General features: G+C 59.2%; 16 protein-coding genes and 4 tRNA genes. 7 read left to right on the top strand and 13 right to left on the bottom strand.

The features are described from left to right. Nucleotides 1-8: 8 nt before the first annotated feature. Complete coding sequence (gene nhaA, locus MUM_RS0103145) at nucleotides 9-1343, top strand: Na+/H+ antiporter NhaA (protein ID WP_010166852.1); 1335 nt, start codon at nucleotides 9-11, stop codon at nucleotides 1341-1343. A 1-nt stretch (nucleotide 1344) separates the two neighbouring features. Here the strand turns inward: nhaA and MUM_RS0103140 are convergent, their stop codons facing one another. The 11 genes from MUM_RS0103140 to MUM_RS0103090 form a co-directional block, all read right to left on the bottom strand. After that, nucleotides 1345-1911 carry an AAA family ATPase gene (locus MUM_RS0103140; protein WP_010166850.1) on the bottom strand — a complete coding sequence of 189 codons (567 nt, stop codon included), beginning with the start codon at nucleotides 1909-1911 and terminating at the stop codon, nucleotides 1345-1347. Between the two features lie 94 nt (nucleotides 1912-2005). Continuing rightward, the gene (locus MUM_RS0103135) at nucleotides 2006-3880 is read right to left on the bottom strand and encodes a SurA N-terminal domain-containing protein (RefSeq protein ID WP_010166848.1); all 1875 of its coding nucleotides are present in this window, start codon (nucleotides 3878-3880) and stop codon (nucleotides 2006-2008) included. Between the two features lie 230 nt (nucleotides 3881-4110). Then, entirely contained in the window at nucleotides 4111-4383 is a 273-nt protein-coding gene (locus MUM_RS0103130; RefSeq protein ID WP_003174819.1) for an HU family DNA-binding protein, read from the bottom strand. A gap of 146 nt (nucleotides 4384-4529) precedes the next feature. Beyond that, entirely contained in the window at nucleotides 4530-6926 is a 2397-nt protein-coding gene (gene lon, locus MUM_RS0103125; RefSeq protein WP_003207858.1) for an endopeptidase La, read from the bottom strand. 151 nt (nucleotides 6927-7077) lie between these two features. After that, nucleotides 7078-8361 (bottom strand): ATP-dependent Clp protease ATP-binding subunit ClpX, encoded by a 1284-nt coding sequence (gene clpX, locus MUM_RS0103120; protein ID WP_003207856.1) that lies wholly within the window; start codon nucleotides 8359-8361, stop codon nucleotides 7078-7080. Nucleotides 8362-8473: 112 nt separating this feature from the next. Next, complete coding sequence (clpP, locus tag MUM_RS0103115; RefSeq protein WP_003174822.1) at nucleotides 8474-9109, bottom strand: ATP-dependent Clp endopeptidase proteolytic subunit ClpP; 636 nt, start codon at nucleotides 9107-9109, stop codon at nucleotides 8474-8476. A gap of 92 nt (nucleotides 9110-9201) precedes the next feature. Continuing rightward, complete coding sequence (tig, locus tag MUM_RS0103110; RefSeq protein ID WP_010166834.1) at nucleotides 9202-10512, bottom strand: trigger factor; 1311 nt, start codon at nucleotides 10510-10512, stop codon at nucleotides 9202-9204. A 403-nt stretch (nucleotides 10513-10915) separates the two neighbouring features. Next, nucleotides 10916-10991, bottom strand: a tRNA-His gene (locus MUM_RS0103105). A gap of 81 nt (nucleotides 10992-11072) precedes the next feature. Next, a tRNA-Leu gene (locus MUM_RS0103100) sits at nucleotides 11073-11157 on the bottom strand. Between the two features lie 53 nt (nucleotides 11158-11210). Beyond that, nucleotides 11211-11286 (bottom strand) — tRNA-His (locus MUM_RS0103095). A gap of 32 nt (nucleotides 11287-11318) precedes the next feature. Then, nucleotides 11319-11395: transfer RNA gene (locus MUM_RS0103090), tRNA-Arg, on the bottom strand. A 230-nt stretch (nucleotides 11396-11625) separates the two neighbouring features. Here MUM_RS0103090 and folD point away from each other — a divergent pair. Next, complete coding sequence (gene folD / locus MUM_RS0103085; protein WP_010166832.1) at nucleotides 11626-12480, top strand: bifunctional methylenetetrahydrofolate dehydrogenase/methenyltetrahydrofolate cyclohydrolase FolD; 855 nt, start codon at nucleotides 11626-11628, stop codon at nucleotides 12478-12480. A gap of 209 nt (nucleotides 12481-12689) precedes the next feature. Further along, the gene (gene pbpG / locus MUM_RS0103080) at nucleotides 12690-13622 is read left to right on the top strand and encodes a D-alanyl-D-alanine endopeptidase (RefSeq protein WP_029615757.1); all 933 of its coding nucleotides are present in this window, start codon (nucleotides 12690-12692) and stop codon (nucleotides 13620-13622) included. 46 nt (nucleotides 13623-13668) lie between these two features. On the opposite strand, the gene MUM_RS0103075 is transcribed toward pbpG, so the two are convergent. Beyond that, nucleotides 13669-14298 carry a peptidase C39 family protein gene (locus MUM_RS0103075; RefSeq protein ID WP_010166827.1) on the bottom strand — a complete coding sequence of 210 codons (630 nt, stop codon included), beginning with the start codon at nucleotides 14296-14298 and terminating at the stop codon, nucleotides 13669-13671. 264 nt (nucleotides 14299-14562) lie between these two features. Between MUM_RS0103075 and MUM_RS1000000134555 the strand changes: the two genes are divergently transcribed. Continuing rightward, nucleotides 14563-14724: a hypothetical protein gene (locus tag MUM_RS1000000134555; RefSeq protein WP_010166825.1), complete on the top strand. Its 162-nt coding sequence runs from the start codon at nucleotides 14563-14565 to the stop codon at nucleotides 14722-14724. A gap of 4 nt (nucleotides 14725-14728) precedes the next feature. Here the strand turns inward: MUM_RS1000000134555 and MUM_RS0103065 are convergent, their stop codons facing one another. Next, nucleotides 14729-15139, bottom strand: coding sequence for a PA0061/PA0062 family lipoprotein (locus MUM_RS0103065; protein WP_010166823.1), 411 nt, complete (start codon nucleotides 15137-15139; stop codon nucleotides 14729-14731). 216 nt (nucleotides 15140-15355) lie between these two features. On the opposite strand from MUM_RS0103065, the gene MUM_RS0103060 reads away from it, so the two are divergent. From MUM_RS0103060 to MUM_RS0103050, 3 genes are read left to right on the top strand one after another with little or no spacing between them, the layout of a single operon-like run. Further along, nucleotides 15356-18577, top strand: coding sequence for an efflux RND transporter permease subunit (locus MUM_RS0103060; RefSeq protein WP_010166821.1), 3222 nt, complete (start codon nucleotides 15356-15358; stop codon nucleotides 18575-18577). Beyond that, nucleotides 18567-19733 carry an efflux RND transporter periplasmic adaptor subunit gene (locus tag MUM_RS0103055; protein ID WP_010166819.1) on the top strand — a complete coding sequence of 389 codons (1167 nt, stop codon included), beginning with the start codon at nucleotides 18567-18569 and terminating at the stop codon, nucleotides 19731-19733. Before MUM_RS0103060 ends, MUM_RS0103055 begins: the two co-directional genes overlap by 11 nt. Then, nucleotides 19717-21135, top strand: a complete 1419-nt coding sequence (locus tag MUM_RS0103050; protein ID WP_010166817.1) for an efflux transporter outer membrane subunit — start codon at nucleotides 19717-19719, stop codon at nucleotides 21133-21135. Before MUM_RS0103055 ends, MUM_RS0103050 begins: the two co-directional genes overlap by 17 nt. The last annotated feature ends 48 nt before the right edge of the window (nucleotides 21136-21183 follow it).

Raw genomic sequence — 21183 nt, 5'->3', positions numbered from 1 at the left:
GACTTGTCGTGCCTGATAAACACCCTGCTATTCCTCGCCCCCAGGTTTTGGTTGAAGGCGCCCTGTCTGCGCTGGAACGGTTTTCACGCATCGAAGCGGTCAGCGGCATCGTGTTGCTGCTGGCGGCGATCATCGCGCTGATCTGGGCCAACAGCCCCGTTGCCGATTCCTACGAACACTTCTGGAACACCCCACTCACCATCGGGCTGGGGGACTTCACCGTCTCGCGCTCATTGCACTTCCTGGTGAACGACGGGCTGATGACCATCTTCTTCCTGGTGGTGGGCGCCGAGATTCGCCAGGAGATCAGGGACGGCGCGCTCGCCAACCTGAAACTGGCCACCTTGCCCCTGGGTGCTGCGCTGGGTGGCGTGCTGATGCCGGCGCTGATTTACACCCTGCTCAACCATGGCACCGCAGCGGCCAGCGGTTGGGCGGTACCCACTGCCACTGACATTGCATTTGCCGTGGGTGTGCTGGCGCTGTTGGGTAAATCCATCCCCGCCGGCGTGCGCATCCTGCTGCTCGCGCTGGCGATCATTGATGACATCGTCGCCATCCTGATCATCGCGATTTTCTATACCGCCAGCCTGGACTACATGGGCCTGGTGATTGCGGCCTGCGGGCTGGCGCTGGTGCTGATTTTTCAGCGGATGGGAATTGGCAAGGCGGTTGTGTACCTGCTGCCGGGGGCGATTGTCTGGTTTGGCCTACTCAAGACCGGTGTGCATCCTACGCTTGCCGGCGTGATGCTGGGGCTGATGACACCCGTCACGTCCAGGCCCACCCGGGAACGCCCTCTGGACACCATCGGGCGCACGTTCAACGAGCTGATGGAGCGGCTTTCGCAATCGGCTGAAAGCGCCCATCAAGTCGCCAAACCATTAAAGCAACTGAGACAGGCCCAGCGGGAAATGCTACCGCCGGTGCAACGTATTCAAGCGGGCTTGCACCCGTGGGTCGCCTTTGGCGTCATGCCACTGTTTGCCCTGGCGAACGCAGGGGTGAGCCTGCAGGGTTTCAACCTGGACGACCCGCTGCCCCACGGCGTGTTCATGGGCGTGATACTGGCGCTGGTGCTCGGCAAGCCGCTGGGTGTGATGCTGGCGAGCGTGGCGCTGGTGAAACTGAACATCTGCCAACTGCCGGAAGGCGTGACCTGGAACGGCGTCGCCCTGGTGGGCCTGCTGGCGGGGATTGGTTTCACCATGTCGATCTTCATCTCGTCGCTGGCCTTCTCCGACCCGACGCTGCTGTCGGCCGCCAAGCTGAGTGTGCTGACGGCGTCGTCCCTCGCCGCAGTGATTGGCCTGAGTTGGGGCAAGCTCAAGTTTGCGCGCTGACTCAATCGTGGGTTGACGGCTGTTGAGTCAGACCGGAAATCGCGGCGACGACCTTTGTCACACTCTCGGCGACCGCGATTTCCCCGTTTAATCGAATGGCCGGTGTCGTCAGTTGCTTGAGCCACCGCTCATGCCTGGGCCGGCTGCGCCCGGCCCGGTTGCCCGCCTCATAGCTCTCGGCCCATATGAGAAACTTCTGATGGTTCTCGTGCATATCCCCGCCCGGCAAGATCCGCGTGCCGAACCGTTGCGACTCGCGCGACTTCAAACGCTCTATTCGCAGTGCCGTTGGCGTATCGACGAACACCACCAGGTCCGCATCTTGAATCACCTCGGCGCCCCAGCCGTCCATTGATCCGGACAGCACCCAAGGGCCGTCTGCCAGCGCTTGAGTCAACAGCGCGACCCGTTCTTCAGGGGGGCGTGATTTCTCAAAGGGAGGATCCGTTGGGTACCAGTAGTAATCATCGACATCCACATGCGGCAGGTTAAGCCTGTCAGCCAAGGCGCCGCCCAACGTGCTCACGCCTGCGCCCGAAGCCCCGCTGATATAAATCCGTTTGCTCACTGTTTGGCCTCCTGGGTTACGTATCTGAATACTACGTAAAAAAAAGACCCCGGCCTCTTCAGGCCGGGGTCTTTTCATTCAGGCGGTAACGAGATCAGAACTTCTTGATCTCAGCCTTGCTTTCCAACTGCTTGCGATAGGCGGCGAAGTCTTGCTGGCCGACACGGGACGCGAGGAAGCGGCGGTACTGAGCCTTCTCGTCATCGGTCGGTGCAGCCGCTTCGTTGACCGCGCTCAAGCGCACGATCATCAGGCTACCGTCTGGCAGGGTCACGCTGGTGAAGGTCGGCTTGTCCTTGGCCGCAGGCTTTGGCATGCGGAACAGGGCTTGCAGAATCGCTGGCTCGACGCCTTCCTGGCCACGGGTGGCCGCTTCGGTGACTTTCCAGGCCTGGCCATCAACCGGCTGGTTCAGCGGTGTCTTGCCATCACGCAGGCTGGCAATCAGCTCGTCCGCGTGAGTCTTCGCCGCAGCGCTTGCGCGCTCCTTGGTCAACTGGGCGCGAATGGCAGTGGCAACGCTTTCCAGCGGCAACTGGGTTGGCTTCAAGTGCTCTTTGGCACGCAGCACCACGATGGTTTCCGGATCCAGCTCGATGGCGGTGCTGTTGGCACCTTCATCCAGTACTTCAGGGCTGAATGCAGCGGTGACCACGGCACGGTTTGCGGCGATACCTTCGCCACCTTCACGGCCAAACGGCGCAGAGGTGTGCACGGTCAGCTTCAGGTCCGACGCCGGCTGGGCCAGGTCAGAAGCTTCGAATGCAGCGTCTTCCAGCTGTTTGGTTGCATCGACGAAACGCTGTTCAACCTGTTGGGTCTTGAGCTCGCGGGTCAGCTTGTCTTTCAGGCTGGCGAACGATGGCACTTCCGGTGCTTCAACGCCCAACAGCTTGATCAGGTGCCAGCCGAAGCTTGAACGCACCGGTGCCGAGACCTGGTCCTTGTTCAACGCATACAGCGCTGTTTCGAAGGCCGGGTCGTAGACGCCAGGACCCGCGAAGCCGAGGTCACCGCCGTTGTTCGCCGAACCCGGATCCTGGGAGAACTCTTTCGCCAGGGCTTCAAACTTCTCGCCCTTGGCCAGGCGTGCCTGGATCTCTTCGATCTTGGCCTTGGCCTGCTCGTCCGTTGTCTTGTCGTTGACTTCAATCAGGATGTGCGCCGCACGACGCTGTTCAGCGAGGTTGGCGGTTTCTTTCTGATAGAGGGCTTGCAGCTCATCGTCCTTGACCGCGACCTGGTCGAAGAAGGAAGCCTTCTTCAGCTCCAGATAGTCGATGACCACCTGGTCCGGGGTCATGAACTCTTTGGCGTGCTGGTCGTAGTAAGCCTTGACCTCGTCGTCGGTGAGTTTCACCGCCGCCGGATCAGCCTTGACGCTGACAGTGGCGAAATCGCGGGTCTGTTTTTCCAGACGGGCAAAAGCCAGCACTTCGGCATCAGTCACAAAACCGCTGCCGGCAATGCCTGCACGAACCTGCCCGATCAGCATTTCCTGGCTCAGCATCTGACGGAATTGCATACGGCTGTAGCCCAGCTGACGGATCACCTGGTCGAAACGCTCGGCGTTGAACTGGCCATCCACCTGGAATTCCGGTGTCTGCAGGATCACTTGATCCAGCGCAGCTTCGGAGAAAGCGAATTTCGAATCGGCCGCACCTTGCAGCAGCAGCTTGCGATCGATCAGGCCTTTGAGGGCGGCGTCGCGCAGCAGCTTTTCGTCCAGCAAGGAAGCATCGAAGTCCTTGCCCAGCTGTTGCATCAGCTGACGACGTTGCATGTCGACGGCCTGGCCCAGTTCGCTTTGGGTGATTTCTTCACCGTTGACCTTGGCCACGTCCTGCTTGTTGTTGGTCGAAGCCTGAAAAATAGCCTCGATACCGGTGAACGCCATCAATGCGACGATGATCCCGATAATGGTCTTGGCAATCCAGCCTTGTGAATTGTCCCTGATATTCTGCAGCATGCGTCCCCCAGAAACGGTTGAACTTCAAAATTAGGCAACCGTGGAGCGTGGGTAGAGTCCGGATAGAAGAAAGGCGCATCCGAGGATGCGCCTTCTCGTAACTGGCGGAGCGGACGGGGGTTTGAACCCACACCCCCGGCGTGGCGACCCGATGGATACTTGGGTCAGCTGCCGCTCCGCTGCCAGGCCAGACCTGCGTCCGACCCGGATGGGTAAGGCTTGAACGAAGCTTAGTTAACGGCTTCTTTCAGGGCTTTACCGGCTTTGAAACCTGGTTTTTTGGCAGCGGCGATTTGCAGAGCCTTGCCAGTCTGTGGGTTACGGCCAGTGCGAGCTGGACGATCGGTCACAGAGAAAGTACCGAAACCAACCAGTACCACAGAGTCGCCGGCCTTGAGAGCGCCAGTGACGGATTCGATTACTGCGTCCAGCGCACGGCCAGCAGCGGCTTTCGGGATATCAGCAGATGCAGCGATAGCATCAATCAGTTCCGACTTGTTCACTCTAAGTCCCCTTATATCTATTGAGTATGATTCTAAGTTTTTTGGTGAAAGCAAAAACCAGTGCTGAATGGCCTACAGACACTTAAGAGCCGCTTTATAACAAGGGCTCTAAAAAGCTGTCAAGGAAGCCCCCAGGCTTAAACGTATTAATGCGTGCTAATTCTTTCCTTAGAGTCAGTCTCGCGTTTTTCGTCCTTCGCGACTATCTCCGGAGCCACATCTGGCAAGGGCTCCGGCGCGTATTGCAGCGCAATTTGCAGGACCTCGTCAATCCATTTAACCGGTTTAATCTGCAGATCCTGCTTGATATTGTCAGGAATCTCCTTCAAGTCGCGAACATTCTCTTCAGGAATGATCACGGTCTTGATACCACCACGGTGTGCAGCCAGCAATTTCTCTTTGAGGCCACCAATGGCCAGTACCTGCCCACGCAGGGTAATTTCCCCGGTCATGGCCACATCCGCGCGCACCGGAATGCCGGTCAGGGCTGATACCAGTGCCGTGCACATGCCTACGCCAGCGCTAGGGCCGTCTTTCGGGGTCGCCCCTTCCGGCATGTGGATGTGAGTGTCGTGCTTCTCGTGGAAGTCCAGGGGGATCCCCAGGCTCTTGGCGCGGCTGCGCACCACGGTCTGCGCGGCAGTGATGGATTCGACCATCACGTCACCCAGGGAACCGGTCTTGATCAATTGCCCCTTGCCCGGGATAACCGCGGCCTCGATGGTCAGCAATTCGCCGCCCACCTGGGTCCACGCCAGGCCTGTGACCTGACCCACCTGGTCCTGCTGCTCAGCCAGGCCGTAACGGAATTTACGCACGCCCAGGAAGTGTTCCAGCAGGTCGGCAGTGACCTTCACCGAGAAGCGTTTTTCCAGCGCATGTTCCTTCACCGCCTTGCGGCAGATCTTCGCCAGTTGACGCTCAAGGCCCCGTACACCGGCCTCGCGGGTGTAGAAACGAATGATGTCGCGGATCGCGTCGGCATCAAATTCGATCTCGCCTTTTTTCAGGCCATTGGCCGCAATCTGCTTGGGCGAGAGGTATTTGACGGCGATGTTGATCTTCTCGTCCTCGGTGTAACCCGGCAGACGAATCACCTCCATCCGGTCCAGCAGGGCTGGCGGAATATTCATCGAGTTGGAGGTGCACAGGAACATTACATCGGACAGGTCGTAGTCGACTTCCAGGTAATGGTCGTTGAAATTATGGTTCTGCTCGGGGTCGAGCACTTCCAGCAATGCAGAGGCCGGATCGCCACGCATGTCGCTGCCCATTTTGTCGATTTCATCGAGCAGGAACAGCGGGTTGCGCACACCCACCTTTGTCATCTTTTGAATCAATCTTCCTGGCATCGAACCGATGTAAGTCCGGCGATGACCACGAATTTCCGCTTCATCACGCACACCACCCAAGGCCATGCGCACAAATTTACGGTTGGTTGCGTGGGCAATCGACTCCGCCAGGGAGGTTTTACCCACACCAGGAGGACCGACCAGGCACAAAACCGGACCGCGAATCTTCTTCACGCGCTTTTGCACGGCGAGGTATTCGAGAATGCGTTCTTTGACTTCTTCGAGGCCGTAGTGATCGGCATCCAGAATGTCTTCGGCACGGGCCAGGTCCAGACGCACTTTGGTCTGGGCCTTCCACGGCACCTGCACCAGCCAGTCGATATAGGAACGAACCACAGTGGCTTCGGCCGACATCGGTGACATTTGCTTGAGCTTGTTCAGCTCGGCAGTGGCTTTGGTCAAGGCGTCTTTCGGCAGGCCGGCGGCATCGATGCGCTTTTTCAGCTCTTCGATTTCGTTATGGCCTTCCTCGCTGTCACCCAGCTCTTTCTGAATGGCCTTCATCTGCTCATTCAGGTAGTACTCGCGCTGGCTGCGCTCCATTTGCTTTTTGACACGGCCACGGATGCGCTTCTCAACCTGCAGCAGGTCGATTTCGGCATCCAGCAGCGCCAGGACGTGTTCGACCCGGGCAGACAAATCGATGATTTCGAGAATGTCCTGCTTCTGCTCGATCTTCAGCGCCATGTGCGCGGCCATGGTGTCGACCAGGCGGCTTGGCTCATCAATGCTGTTGAGGGAAGAGAGGACTTCTGCAGGGACTTTCTTGCCCAGTTGCACGTATTGCTCGAACTGGGACAGCAGGCTGCGAACAAACACTTCAGATTCGCGCTCAGGGGCGTCGACTTCGTCGATCAGCGCCACTTCGGCACGCAGATGGCCGTCCACTTCCATGAAGCGTTCGACCGCACCGCGCTGCTCACCTTCCACCAGCACCTTGACGGTGCCATCAGGCAGCTTGAGCAGTTGCAGGACAGTTGCAACGGTACCAACGCGATACAGGGCATCTTCGCCTGGATCATCGTCAGCAGGATTTCTCTGGGCCAGCAGCAGGATCTGCTTGTCGCCCGTCATCGCGGCCTCGAGGGCTTCGATAGACTTCTCGCGCCCCACGAACAGCGGGATAACCATGTGCGGATAGACGACGACATCACGCAACGGCAGGAGAGGCAATTCGATGGTTGTCTTCATGATTTCGCCTCTATGACAGATGAAAGTAAGCTTGAAACCAAGATGGGGGCTGCCTGCAAAAAAAACAAGCGTAATGGCATCAGTTAAACGCAGTAAAAACAAAGGGGCCCCTGAAGGCCCCTTTATTTTGTACAGCTCGGCGGTGCAACGCTTACGCGTCTGGCGCAGCCTTGGCAGCCGGCTCACTGTTTTCGTAGATATACAGTGGCTTGGACTTGCCTTCTATAACGCTTTCGTCGATCACCACTTTACTCACCTCGGACTGCGAGGGGATTTCGTACATGGTGTCGAGCAGTACGCCTTCGAGGATCGAGCGCAAACCACGGGCGCCGGTCTTGCGCTCCAGTGCCCGCTTGGCCACCGATTTGAGCGCGTCAGCACGGAACTCGAGGTCCACACCTTCCATCTCGAACAACTTGGCGTATTGCTTGGTCAGGGCGTTTTTCGGCTCGGTGAGGATCTGCATCAACGCAGCCTCATCCAGCTCGTCCAACGTCGCCAGGACCGGCAGACGGCCAACGAATTCCGGGATCAGACCGAACTTGACCAAATCGTCAGGCTCGACTTCACGCAGGGATTCACCGACTTTCTTGCCTTCTTCCTTGCTGCGTACTTCTGCACTGAAGCCAATGCCGCCACGGGTGGAACGGTTTTGAATAACCTTTTCCAGACCGGAGAACGCACCGCCACAGATGAACAGGATGTTGCGCGTATCAACCTGGAGGAATTCCTGCTGTGGATGCTTGCGGCCGCCTTGTGGCGGTACGGAAGCAACAGTACCTTCGATCAGTTTCAACAGCGCTTGCTGCACGCCTTCACCGGAAACGTCCCGGGTGATCGACGGGTTGTCGGATTTGCGCGAAATCTTGTCGATTTCATCGATGTAGACAATGCCCATCTGGGCCTTTTCCACGTCGTAATCGCATTTCTGCAGCAGCTTCTGAATGATGTTCTCGACGTCTTCACCTACGTAACCGGCCTCGGTAAGCGTGGTTGCGTCGGCGATGGTGAAGGGAACGTTCAGCAGGCGAGCCAGGGTTTCTGCAAGCAGGGTTTTACCCGAACCTGTAGGACCGATCAGCAAGATGTTACTTTTGCCGAGCTCGACATCGTCACTTTTCTTGTCACGCTGGTTCAGACGCTTGTAGTGGTTGTACACCGCTACGGCCAGAACCTTCTTTGCACGCTCTTGACCAATCACATACTGATCAAGGATGCCGCTGATTTCTTTAGGCGAAGGCAATTTATGCGCGCTGCTTTCGGCCTGGGCTTCCTGCACCTCCTCGCGGATGATGTCATTGCACAGGTCGACGCACTCGTCGCAGATAAACACCGAGGGGCCGGCAATCAACTTGCGTACTTCATGCTGGCTTTTGCCACAGAAGGAGCAATAGAGCAGCTTGCCGTTGTCCTCGCCGTTGCGGGTGTCAGTCATTCGTTCGATCCAAATCCGATAGGCTTGCAACACAAGATGAAGGCTATTGAGGGCTTTTTCAAGCCCACTGGTGGTCGGACCTGCCGACCAGCCCTATTTTGAGCTGCTTATATTAAGCGGGGCGCTTTTCGATCACTGCGTCGATCAACCCGTATTCACGTGCGGCTTCGGCGCTCATGAAATTGTCACGGTTGGTGTCGCGCTCGATCTCTTCCAGGGTGTGCCCGCTATGTTTGGCCATCAGCGTGTTGAGACGCTCACGAATGAAGAGGATTTCCTTGGCATGGATTTCGATGTCCGATGCCTGGCCCTGGAAACCGCCCAGTGGCTGGTGAATCATCACGCGAGAGTTCGGCAGGCAGTAACGCTTGCCCTCAGCACCAGCGGTCAGCAGGAAAGCACCCATGCTGCACGCCTGACCGATACAGGTGGTCGATACGTTCGGCTTGATGAACTGCATGGTGTCGTAGATCGACATGCCAGCCGTTACCGAGCCGCCCGGGGAGTTGATGTAGAGATGGATGTCCTTGTCCGGGTTTTCCGCTTCAAGGAACAGCAGCTGCGCACAGATCAGGTTGGCCATGTAGTCCTCTACCGGACCAACCAGAAAGATCACTCGCTCCTTGAGCAGGCGCGAGTAGATGTCATAGGCGCGTTCGCCACGAGCAGATTGCTCGACAACCATCGGGACCAGGCCGCCAGCGGCCTGGATATCAGAGTTCTGCTGAATATACGAATTACGGAACATGCTCTGCAGTTACTCCCAAATAGTCATGTCTTGAATACGCATAAGCCAGCGCGAGGCTGGCTTATGGGTGTATTTTCAAACGAGTTGAGCGATCAGTCGGCTTGTGCTGCTTCAGCCGGCTTGACTGCTTCTTCGTAAGAGACCGCTTTATCGGTCACCTTAGCCTTCTGCAGAACAGTATCCACAACTTGCTCTTCCAGCACAACCGAACGCACTTCGTTCAGCTGCTGGTCGTTCTTGTAGTACCAGGACACAACAGCCTCAGGCTCCTGGTAGGCCGAAGCCATTTCCTGGATCATTTCGCGAACGCGGGTTTCGTCAGGCTTGAGGTCGAATTGCTTGACCACTTCAGCTACGATCAGACCCAGTACAACGCGGCGCTTGGCTTGTTCTTCGAACAGCTCGGCCGGCAGTTGGTCAGGCTTGATGTTGCCGCCGAACTGCTGAACAGCCTGCACGCGCAGACGGTCAACTTCGTTGGACAGCAGGGCCTTAGGCACTTCGATCGGGTTGGCAGCCAGCAGACCGTCCATCACCTGGTTCTTGACCTTGGATTTGATGGCCTGACGCAGTTCACGCTCCATGTTCTTGCGAACTTCGGTGCGGAAACCTTCGATACCGGTTTCCTTGATGCCGAACTGGTTGAAGAATTCTTCGTTCAGTTCTGGCAGCTTAGGCTCGGAAACGGTGTTGACGGTCACGGTGAACTCGGCGGTTTTACCAGCCAGGTCCAGGTTCTGATAGTCAGCCGGGAAAGTCAGGTTCAGAACGCGCTCTTCGCCGGCTTTAGCGCCAACCAGGCCGTCTTCAAAACCAGGGATCATGCGGTTGGAACCCAGCACCAGCTGAGTGCCCTTGGCGGAGCCGCCAGCGAATGCTTCGCCGTCTACCTTGCCAACGAAATCGATGTTCAACTGGTCTTCGTTCTGGGCGGCACGATCGGCCACTTCAAAACGGGTGTTCTGCTTGCGCAGGATTTCCAGCATGTTGTCCAGGTCCGAATCAGCCACTTCAGCGTTCAGGCGCTCGATAGCGATGGAGTCGAAACCGGCAACGGTGAACTCCGGAAACACTTCGAAGGTTGCGATGTATTCCAGGTCCTTGCCTTTTTCCAGCACTTTCGGCTCAACCGAAGGAGCGCCGGCCGGGTTCAGCTTCTGCTCAACCACAGCTTCGTAGAAGGAAGACTGGATGACGTCGCCTACTGCTTCCTGGCGCGCATCAGCTTCATAACGCTGACGAATCACGCTCATTGGCACTTTGCCCGGACGGAAGCCGGCAATCTTGGCCTTTTGGGCAGTCTGCTGCAGACGCTTGTTGACCTGAGTCTCGATGCGCTCAGCCGGCACGGTGATGCTCATGCGGCGCTCAAGAGCAGAAGTATTTTCAACAGAAACTTGCATGGATATTCCTCGTTGCACAGACGTTAGCCGGCCGTTTCCGACCCCAGAATCAAGGGCATGCATTCTAGTGGGTCAAACTCAAGAAGTCACCCTACTGAAAACGGGTAAAAAAGCAGCAGGCAATTTATAGGTGCGAATGCACGAATGCACCTCGCCCCGGTAGCAAATACATCCCATCACGCCAGGGCTCTGCGCCAACCCTTCTATATATAGAAGCGGTTGCCGATCATCTCCCTGACAACCGACCCTGCGAGCAAGGCCGGCGGGCAGCGCGGCATCATCGAGCAACATAAATACGACGAAACGCCCTGCCCTTGCAGCCCAGCACCTGCGACCGCGTTGAAACTTCAAACCGCTGAAACAAAAAAGGCGCCAGACTATTAATCTGGCGCCTTTCGAAATATGGGGTGGACGAAGGGGATCGAACCCTCGACAACGGGAGTCACAATCCCGTGCTCTACCAACTGAGCTACGCCCACCATATTGCGTGACCAAAAAGCCTGTCAAAACGGCTATTTGTTGAGCCTCGCGACGACCAGCAGGCCTTCACGAAACTTATTTGGTGCGGATGAAGAGACTCGAACTCTTACGCCTCGCGGCGCTGGAACCTAAATCCAGTGTGTCTACCAATTCCACCACATCCGCATGAAGCTCTTAAAGCAAAGGCGCCAGACTGTTAATCTGGCGCCCTTTGAATATGGGGTGGACGAAGGGGATCGAACCCTCGACAACGGGAGTCACAATCCCGTGCTCTACCAACTGAGCTACGCCCACCATATTGCGCTACTTGTGCCAAAGCTGCCTAATGGCGCACCCGGCAGGACTCGAACCTGCGACCATCCGCTTAGAAGGCGGATGCTCTATCCAGCTGAGCTACGGGCGCCTTATTAATCTGTACTCTTGGAGGATTACAAACTAACCAGTGCTAGGCTGTGCCCGACAAGTGCGACGAATAGTATAGATGGACCCGAAACCCGTCAAATCCTTTTTATAAAAAATTCATTTTATTTAAGGGGTTAGGGGAATTTGCAGACCAAGCGCCTTTGCCCTCACGCCATGGCATGCGAGAATGCGCGCACTTTTCTTCCCCCTCTCGATGGTTAATCACGCGTAATGACTGCACAACTTATCGACGGCAAATCAATCGCCGCCAGCCTGCGCCAGCAGATCGCCAAACGAGTCGCCGAGCGCAGCCAACAAGGCCTGCGCACGCCGGGCCTCGCGGTGATCCTGGTCGGCAGCGATCCTGCCTCTCAGGTTTATGTCTCGCACAAGCGTAAAGACTGTGAAGAGGTCGGCTTTATTTCCAAAGCCTACGACTTGGCTGAAGACACCACCCAGCAGGCCCTCACCGACCTGATCGACAGCCTCAACGACGATCCTGCCATCGACGGCATCCTGCTGCAGCTGCCGTTGCCCGAGCACCTGGACGCGTCCAAATTGCTCGAACGCATCCGCCCGGACAAAGACGTCGACGGTTTCCACCCTTATAACGTCGGCCGCCTGGCCCAGCGCATCCCGCTCCTGCGCCCGTGCACCCCGAAGGGCATCATGACCCTGCTGGAAAGCACCGGCGTCGATCTGTACGGCCTGGATGCCGTAGTCGTGGGCGCATCCAACATCGTGGGGCGCCCGATGGCCATGGAACTGCTGCTGGCCGGCTGCACCGTGACGGTCACCCACCGGTTCACCAAGGACCTGGCCGGCCACGTCGGCCGCGCCGACCTGGTGGTGGTTGCCGCCGGCAAGCCGGGCCTGGTCAAGGGTGAGTGGATCAAGGAAGGCGCCATCGTGATCGACGTGGGCATCAACCGCCAGGACGACGGCAAGCTGGTGGGCGACGTGGTGTACGAAACTGCCCTGCCCCGCGCCGGCTGGATCACCCCGGTACCGGGTGGCGTTGGCCCGATGACCCGCGCCTGCCTGCTGGAAAATACCCTGTACGCAGCCGAAACCCTGCACAGCTAATAACCAGCCGCTCTGAAAAAGCCCTGCCTTATCGCAGGGCTTTTTATTGGCCGGATAAAAAGTACTTTTTTCTTTGTTTTTAAGGGGTTTCATCTGTTTCTAGAAGAACATTCGACAGTTTCTGATCCATACTTCTAGAATGTAACGTTATTTGTCAGAACCTCCGTTGCAGAACGGTATATCCCTACTTTTTTAGCGAGTTCATCCGCGTGAAAATTCATCTTTCCATTGTCAGCCTATTTTTTGCATTTACAGGCACCTTCGCGAGCGCAAGCGAAACCACGATCGCTCCCCGCGACATGTCCACCCTGCACATCGCCTCCGGCAGTGCGATGGTGGTGGACCTGCAGACCAACAAGGTCATCTATGCCAGCAACCCGGATGTCATCGTGCCGATCGCCTCGGTGAGCAAACTGATGACCGGCCTGATCGTGCTGGAAGCCAAGCAGAACATGGATGAATACATCGACATCAACATCAAGGACACGCCGGAGATGAAAGGCGTGTTCTCCCGGGTCAAGATCGGCAGCGAAATGCCGCGCAAAGAGATGCTGCTGATTGCCCTCATGTCCTCGGAAAACCGTGCCGCCGCCAGCCTGGCCCACCACTACCCGGGCGGTTACCCGGCGTTTATCGCGGCGATGAACGCCAAGGCCAAGGCGCTGGGCATGACCAGCACCCATTATGTTGAACCTACCGGCCTGTCGATCCACAACGTGTCTACCGCTCGCGACCTGAGCAAGCTGCTGGCCGCCGCACGCAAATACCCGATGCTCAGCCAGTTGAGTACCACCAAGGAAAAGACCGTCTCGTTCCGCAAACCCAACTACACCCTGGGCTTCTCCAACACCGACCACTTGATCAACCGCGCCAACTGGGACATCAAGTTGACCAAGACCGGCTTCACCAACCAGGCCGGCCACTGCCTGGTGCTGGTCACCAGCATGGGCAATCGCCCGGTGTCGCTGGTGATCCTCGACGCCTTCGGCAAATTCACCCACTTTGCCGATGCCAGCCGTATCCGCAGCTGGGTCGAGACTGGCAAGAGCGGCTCCGTGCCAGACGTGGCGCTGCGCTACAAGGCTGACAAGAACCTGAAGAACCGTCCACGGGCAAATGTCCAGGTGACCGAGTCCCGCTGACAGGTAAACAGCGGCATAAAAAAACGGCGCCCTTGAGCGCCGTTTTTTATTTGGCCTGACTGGCCAGGGTCTTGACCGCCTGGGCCGCTGCCTGTTCCTGGCCCGCCTGGGCCGTGGCACTGGCAGCCTGCTGCCAGCGCTGGGCGTCGACCTTGACCGGCAACTGGGTAGGCCGCTGAATCAGCACGGCCCACTTGCCGCCGTCTTTCCATGCCGACTCAAAGGCGCTGAAGTCCATCGGCATGCGACGCGCCAACCCCGACCGCAGCAGCACCATGCTCTTCTGCTTGTTGTAGCCCACCACCACGACATACCGCGGCCCCGCCCAGAAGGTCGAACCCTGGGTGATACGCGCCATCACCGGGTACCCGGCCGCGACCTGCGCCAGCATCGCCGGCAGCTGCTCGTCCAGCGGGTACACCAGCATCCCGTATTCACGGGCCAACACCTGCATGTTGCGCTCAAGGTCTGCCTCGGCGCCCGGCAAATGCAGCGGCTTATCCAGCAAGCCCGGTGTAATCACAATGCCTTGTTGAGACAGCATGCTGGCCAGAGCAGCCGGGCCACCGAGGTAAGTCTCGCCGCGAAACGCCGGCACGCCCTTGAGCTCGACGCTCTCCGGCAGGCCCGGGATGCTCGTGGGTTTTGGGTGCGAGGAGCAGGCTGCCAGCCCCATGAAACAGGCTGCGACCCACCAGGAGGTTTTAATGTTCGAGGGAAACCGCAACTTCGTCACTCACTTGATCAACGGCCGACGTGGGCCCTGATCATAGGACGCTCTTGAGCGCGGGTATAGCCTTGTACCGCAGTAAAAGGCCCGCCATAGAGCAAACAAGTTGGACGCACACGACCATTGGTCAATAGCAGGCAACCTGCGGATAGCTAGACTGTCCATTGAGAAGACAGTGTGTGCCCTGTACCGGGCGAAAGGAGGCACTTAATGAGCCTGACAACAACGATTCTGCTTTTGATCTGTGGCTGGCTGGCCGTCGCCGCCGCCATGCTCTGGGGCGTGATGCGCGTAACCCGTCGCCACCATCACCCTCAAGTAAAACCCGCAGCACCCGGCAAGCTGCACAAACCCGCCGGGCACCACGCCTGACGCCTTAGCCAGGCATGCAGCTGAAGTCTTCAGTCTGCGCCAATTCCTTGCCGTGGCTGTCCTTCAACTCGGCGCGTACCGTGGTACCGAGGCTGGATTCCACCAGGGTGTAATGCTCGCCGGCCTTGAAGTTGCCGTAGGTAACATGCCCGCGACAATCCTGCTGGTTGTCATCCCCCGCCTCTTCTTCAAACAAGGTGACATCCAGGCGATGGGCGCCGGGTTTCACTTCGAAGTAGCGACCATCATCAATGTTTTTCCCGTCTACCCGCTCGGCCATCAGGTCGTTGGGCGCCTCTTCTTGCAGGCCGATCCAGGCTTCGCTCGGGTCCGCTTTCGGAATCGGGCCGGCGCACGCCGACAACAGCAGGACCGCACTCAAGGCCGGGATCAACAACAAGGGTTTAAGAGACATGGCAGAACTCCAAATGGATAAAGAGTGAACGGGCAAAACGACTTCCGTTCGATCGGTATCCAGCTTGGTACTGTCACCATTATTGAACAAATGAATACATATGAAAGGATCTTCAGCCGTTAACTAAATCTTCCTTCACCTGGCTGAAAGGTGCGTGTTAGGTGGGTCCGTCAAGACTGCGAGCGTTTGCAATCCCACTCCTTTGGAGGTTACGGCATGCTCGGGCTGGTAAAGACCGCACTGCTCAAGCCCTACACGTTTATCGTGCTGGCAATTTTCATCTGCATCATTGGGCCCATGGCGGCCTTGCGTACCCCCACCGACGTATTTCCCGACATTGGCATCCCCGTAGTCGCGGTGGTCTGGCAGTACAACGGCCTGTCTCCGGACGCCATGGCCGGTCGCGTGATCTACACCTACGAACGCTCCCTGAGTACCACCGTCAACGACATCGAACACATTGAATCGCAGTCGTTACCCGGCATGGGCATCGTGAAGATTTTCTTCCAGCCCGGCGTGGATATCCGCACCGCCAACGCTCAAGTAACAGCGGTGTCACAAACCGTACTCAAGCAGATGCCACCGGGCATCACCCCACCGCTGATCCTCAACTACAGCGCCTCCACGGTGCCGATCCTGCAGATGGCATTCTCCAGCCCCAGCCTGTCGGAAGCGAAGATCCGCGACCTGGTGCAGAACAACATCCGCCTGCCGCTCAGTGCCCTGCCCGGCCTGGCCATGCCAACCCCGATGGGCGGCAAGCAACGCCAGATCACCCTCGACCTCGACCCGCAGGCGCTGGCCGCCAAAGGCCTGTCGGCGCAAGACGTGGGCAACGCCCTGGCCTTGCAGAACCAGATCATCCCCGTGGGTACCGCCAAACTCGGCCCCAACGAATACACGATTTTGCTCAACAACAGCCCCAAGGCGATTGATGAGCTCAACGACCTGCCGATCAAGACGGTCGACGGCGCAATCATTACCATCGGCCAGGTGGCCCACGTGCGTGACGGCTCGCCGCCGCAGACCAACATCGTGCGCGTCGACGGCCACCGTGCCGTGCTGATGCCAGCCCTGAAAAACGGCAGCATCTCCACCCTGTCGATCATCGACGGCATCCGCCAGATGCTGCCGCGCATCAATGAAACCCTGCCGCCCTCGCTGAAGACCTCACTGCTGGGGGACGCCTCGGTGTTCGTCAAACAGTCGGTGGGCAGCGTGGCCCAGGAAGGCATCATCGCGGCCCTGCTGACCAGTGCGATGATCCTGCTGTTCCTCGGCAGCTGGCGCTCGACCATCATCATCGCCGCCTCGATTCCCCTGGCAGTGCTGTCGGCCATCGCGCTGCTGGCGGCCACCGGTCAAACCCTCAACGTCATGACCCTCGGCGGGCTGGCGTTGGCGGTGGGGATCTTGGTGGATGACGCCACGGTAACCATCGAAAACATCAACTGGCACCTGGAACAAGGCAAGGCGGTGAAGGACGCGATCCTCGACGGCGCCAAGCAAATCGTCGGCCCGGCGTTCGTGTCCCTGCTGTGTATCTGCATCGTGTTTGTTCCGATGTTCATGCTGCAAGGCATCGCCGGCTACCTGTTCCGCCCGATGGCCCTGGCGGTGATTTTTGCGATGGCCAGTTCGTTCATCCTCTCGCGGACATTGGTACCGACCCTGGCGATGTTCCTGCTCAAGCCTCATGTGCCGGAGCAAGGCGAAGGTCATCACCCGGAAGATGCATTCATCAACCACCACGAGGGCGACCAGCACAAACCCCAACGCAACGCCGTGCTGCAATCGGTGCTGAATTTCCAGCAGGGTTTCGAGCGTCACTTCTCCAACCTGCGGGACGTTTACCACAGCCTGCTGACCCTCGCCCTGGGCGCACGCAAGCGGTTCATCGTGGGGTTCCTGGCGTGCATCCTCGCCTCGTTCCTGCTGTTGCCAAGCCTGGGCCAGGACTTCTTTCCGGCCACCGACGCCGGCGCCATGGCCCTGCACGTGCGCTTGCCGCTGGGTACGCGGATCGAAGAAAGCGCTGCGGCGTTTGACCGGATTGAAGCGCGGATTCGCGAGATCGTTCCGGCAGACGAGCTGGACACCATCGTCGACAACATCGGCATCCCGCTGAGCGGCATCGACATGGCCTACAGCAGCAGCGGCACCATCGGCCCACAGGACGGTGACATCCAGGTCACCCTGAAAAAAGACCATGCACCGACTGCCGACTACGTGAAAAAACTGCGCGAAGCGCTGCCCGAAAGTTTCCCCGGCAGCCAGTTCGCATTCCTCCCGGCAGACATCAGCAGCCAGATCCTCAACTTCGGTTCGCCGGCGCCGCTGGACGTGAAAATCTCCGGGCGCAGCGATGAAGAAAACCGCGCCTACGCCATCGAACTGGAACGTCGCCTGAAACACATACCGGGCATCGCCGACCTGCGTATCCAGCAGTCCACCGGCTATCCGTCGCTGCAAGTCAACGTGGACCGGATGCGCGCCAACGGACTGGGCATTACCGAGCGTGACGTGACCAACAGCATGGTTGCGTCCCTGGCCGGCAGTTCGCAAACGGCGCCGACCTTCTGGCTCAACCCGGCCAACGGCGTGTCGTATTCGATCGTGGCTGCAACGCCGCAATACCGCCTCGACAGCCTGCCGTCTCTGGAAGCGCTGCCGGTGACCGGTGCCGATGGCCAGTCGCAGATCCTCGGGGGCGTGGCGACGATCTCCCGCGTGCAAAGCCCGGCGGTGGTGACCCACTACAACATCGAGCCGACCCTGGACCTGTACGCCAACGTGCAAGGCCGCGACCTTGGCGGCGTCGCCAGCGACGTGCAAAAGGTGCTGAATGACATGGCCCCGATGCGCCCCAAAGGCGCGACCATCAGCCTGCACGGGCAGATCGATGCCCTGCATGAAGCGTTCAACGGTTTGAGCTTTGGCCTACTCGGTGCGGTGGTGCTGATCTACCTGCTGATCGTGGTCAACTTCCAGTCCTGGACCGACCCGTTCGTGATCATCACCGCACTCCCGGCGGCCCTGGCGGGCATCGTGTGGATGCTGTTCCTCAGCGGCACCTCATTGTCGGTGCCTGCGCTTACGGGGGCCATCCTCTGTATGGGCGTGGCCACCGCCAACTCGATTTTGGTGGTGAGCTTCTGCCGAGAGCGCCTGGCCGAACATGGCGATGCCCTCAAGGCGGCACTTGAGGCTGGCTACACACGCTTCCGCCCGGTGTGCATGACCGCCCTGGCGATGATCATCGGCATGCTGCCGCTGGCCTTGTCCGAAGAACAAAACGCGCCGCTGGGACGTGCCGTGATCGGCGGCCTGATCCTCGCCACCACTGCCACTTTGCTGTTTGTACCCGTGGTCTTCAGTCTGGTCCACGGTCGTCACCCTACTCGCGCTGCTGCTGGAGAAACCCCACATGTCGTCTGATCACAAACCCTCGCGCAAGCGTCTGATGCTCATGGGTGTCGGCGGCCTGACACTGGCCGCCCTGTTGGTCGCCAACGGCCTGCACGCCCGTACGATGCATGAAAAATCCGTCACCGCCTGGACTGAAACCGCCGCTGTCCCGCAAGTGCTGGTATTCCAGCCCAAACAGAACGCGGCCGGCGACACCCTGCGCCTGCCCGCGCACCTCGAAGCCTGGAGCAAGGCACCGATTCATGCGCGGGTCAGCGGTTACCTGAAAGACTGGAAAGTCGACATCGGCAGCCAGGTCAAGGCCGGGCAAATCCTCGCCGAAATCGACAGCCCAGACCTCGACCAGCAAGTGGCGCAAACCCACGCCCGCATGGTGCAGGAACAGGCCAATGCACGCCTGGCGGAAACCACCGCCACCCGCTGGAAAAACCTGCTGGACAGCCATTCGGTTTCGCGCCAGGAGGCCGATGAAAAAACCTCGAATGCCCTGGCCGCCAAGGCCAACGCCCAGGCTGCCGAAGCTGACTATGCACGGCTCTCGGCGCTGGAAGACTACAAGACCATCCGCGCACCGTTCGCCGGTGTGATCACCGCGCGCAACACCGATATCGGCCAACTGATCAAGGCCGACAGCGACAGCGATCCGGAGCTGTTCGACATCGCCGACACCCACCAACTGCGCCTCTACGTGCCGGTGCCGCAGAACTATGCAGCAGTGATTCATCCGGGGCTGGCCGCACAACTGACGGTACCCGAGCATCCCGGCGAACACTTCAGCGCGAAGCTGATGGGCGACTCCACCGCCATCGACCGCCGCTCCGGCACCTTGCTTGCGCAGTTCGTGGCCGACAACCCGGACGGCAAGTTGCTGCCCGGCGACTACGCCGAAGCCACCCTGGCCATCCCGGCCGATACCCATGGCGTGAGCATACCGGCCAGCGCATTGATCTTCCGCGCCGAAGGCACCCAGGTCGCGGTACTGGATGCGAAGAATCACGTGCACCTGCAAGACATCCACATCGGCCTCGACCTGGGCGAACGCCTGGTGATCGACCAGGGCCTGAAACCCGCCGACCGCGTGGTCGACAACCCGCCCGATGCGTTGCGCGAAGGCGACGCCGTGCAAATGGCCGACGCCGGAGGTGCCCATGCGCCCAAGGCTTAAACCCCTCGCGGCCCTGGTATTGCTGGCACTGCACGGTTGCTCGCTGGCGCCCACCTACAAGGCACAGACCCTCGACCTGCCGGCCAAGTACCGCGAACAGACCAGCGACGGCCCGTGGCACAGCGCGCAACCGTCCGATCAACTGGCGCCGAAGTGGTGGCAGCTGTACCAGGACCAGCGCCTGAACGACCTGCAGGAACAACTGCTCAAGGCCAACCCGGACCTCGCAGCGGCGCTGGCGCATTTCGATGCGTCCCAGGCCTACGCCAGCCAACTGCATGCCGGGTTGTTCCCGCAAATCACCGCCAGCGCACAACCGTTGCGCCAGCGGCAATCAGACAGCCGGCCGCTGCGGGGTGATACCCAGCCTTCGGTGTACAACAGCAACACGGCCGGTTTTGCGCTGAGTTTTGATCTGGATCTGTGGGGCAAAATCCGCAACCAGGTGGCAGCGGGTGACGCGCAGGCACAAGCCTCCGGGGACGATTTGGCGGTGGCACGCCTGAGCCTGCAGCATCAGTTGGCGACGCTGTACGTGCAGCTCAACGGGCTGGATGCCCAGAGCCGGATCCTCAGCAGTTCCCTGGACGATTTTGGCCAGGCGTTGCAACTGACCCGCAGCCGGTATGAAGGGCAGATCGCCTCGGAACTCGACCTGACCCGCGCACAGAACCAGCTGGCTGAAGCCGAGGCGCAGCTGGATGACGTGCGTGGCCAGCGCAATCTCACCGAGCATGCGATTGGGGAGTTGGTGGGTGTCTCCGCCAGCGAATTCCAACTGCCGCCGAGCACGCAACTGATCGCGTTGCCTGGAATACCACAACAGCTGCCGAGCCACCTGCTGCAACGCCGGCCGGATATTGCGGCGGCGGAGCGACGGGTGTTTGCCGCCAACGCGAACATCGGCGTGGCGAAGGCCGCGTGGTACCCGGACTTCAGTTTGACCGGGTTGATTGGCGGGCAGACCCAGGGTGTCGGCAACTTGTTCTCGGCGGCCAATCGGTATTGGGCACTGGGGCCGCTGGTCAACCTGCCGATCTTTGATGGCGGGCGGTTGAGTGCGAATGAGCGCCAGGCCAAAGCCGAGTTTGAAGAGGCTTCGGCGCATTACCGTAGCCAGGTTTTGCGGGCAGTGCGTGAGGTGGAAGACAACCTTGGGCAATTGCGTGATTTGCAGCAGGAAGCGATGGATGAACAGGCCGCCGCGAATGCGGCCGAGCACACGCAGGCGCTGGCGATGAACAGTTATCAGGCGGGCGCGGTGAGTTATCTGGATGTGGTGACGGCGCAGACGGCGGCCTTGCAGGCGCAGAGGACGTTGCAGGCGGTGCAGACGCGGCAATTGCAAGCGAGTGTGGGGTTGGTGACGGCGCTGGGTGGCGGCTGGAAGCCCGACGCCTGATACAAATATCGAGCCCACCCTGGATCAAATGTGGGAGCTGGCTTGCCT

The organism is Pseudomonas sp. PAMC 25886 (assembly GCF_000242655.1).
GTDB lineage: Bacteria > Pseudomonadota > Gammaproteobacteria > Pseudomonadales > Pseudomonadaceae > Aquipseudomonas.
The sequence above is the reverse complement of the archived record's forward strand: the minus strand, read 5'-3'. Positions and strand labels throughout refer to the sequence as shown.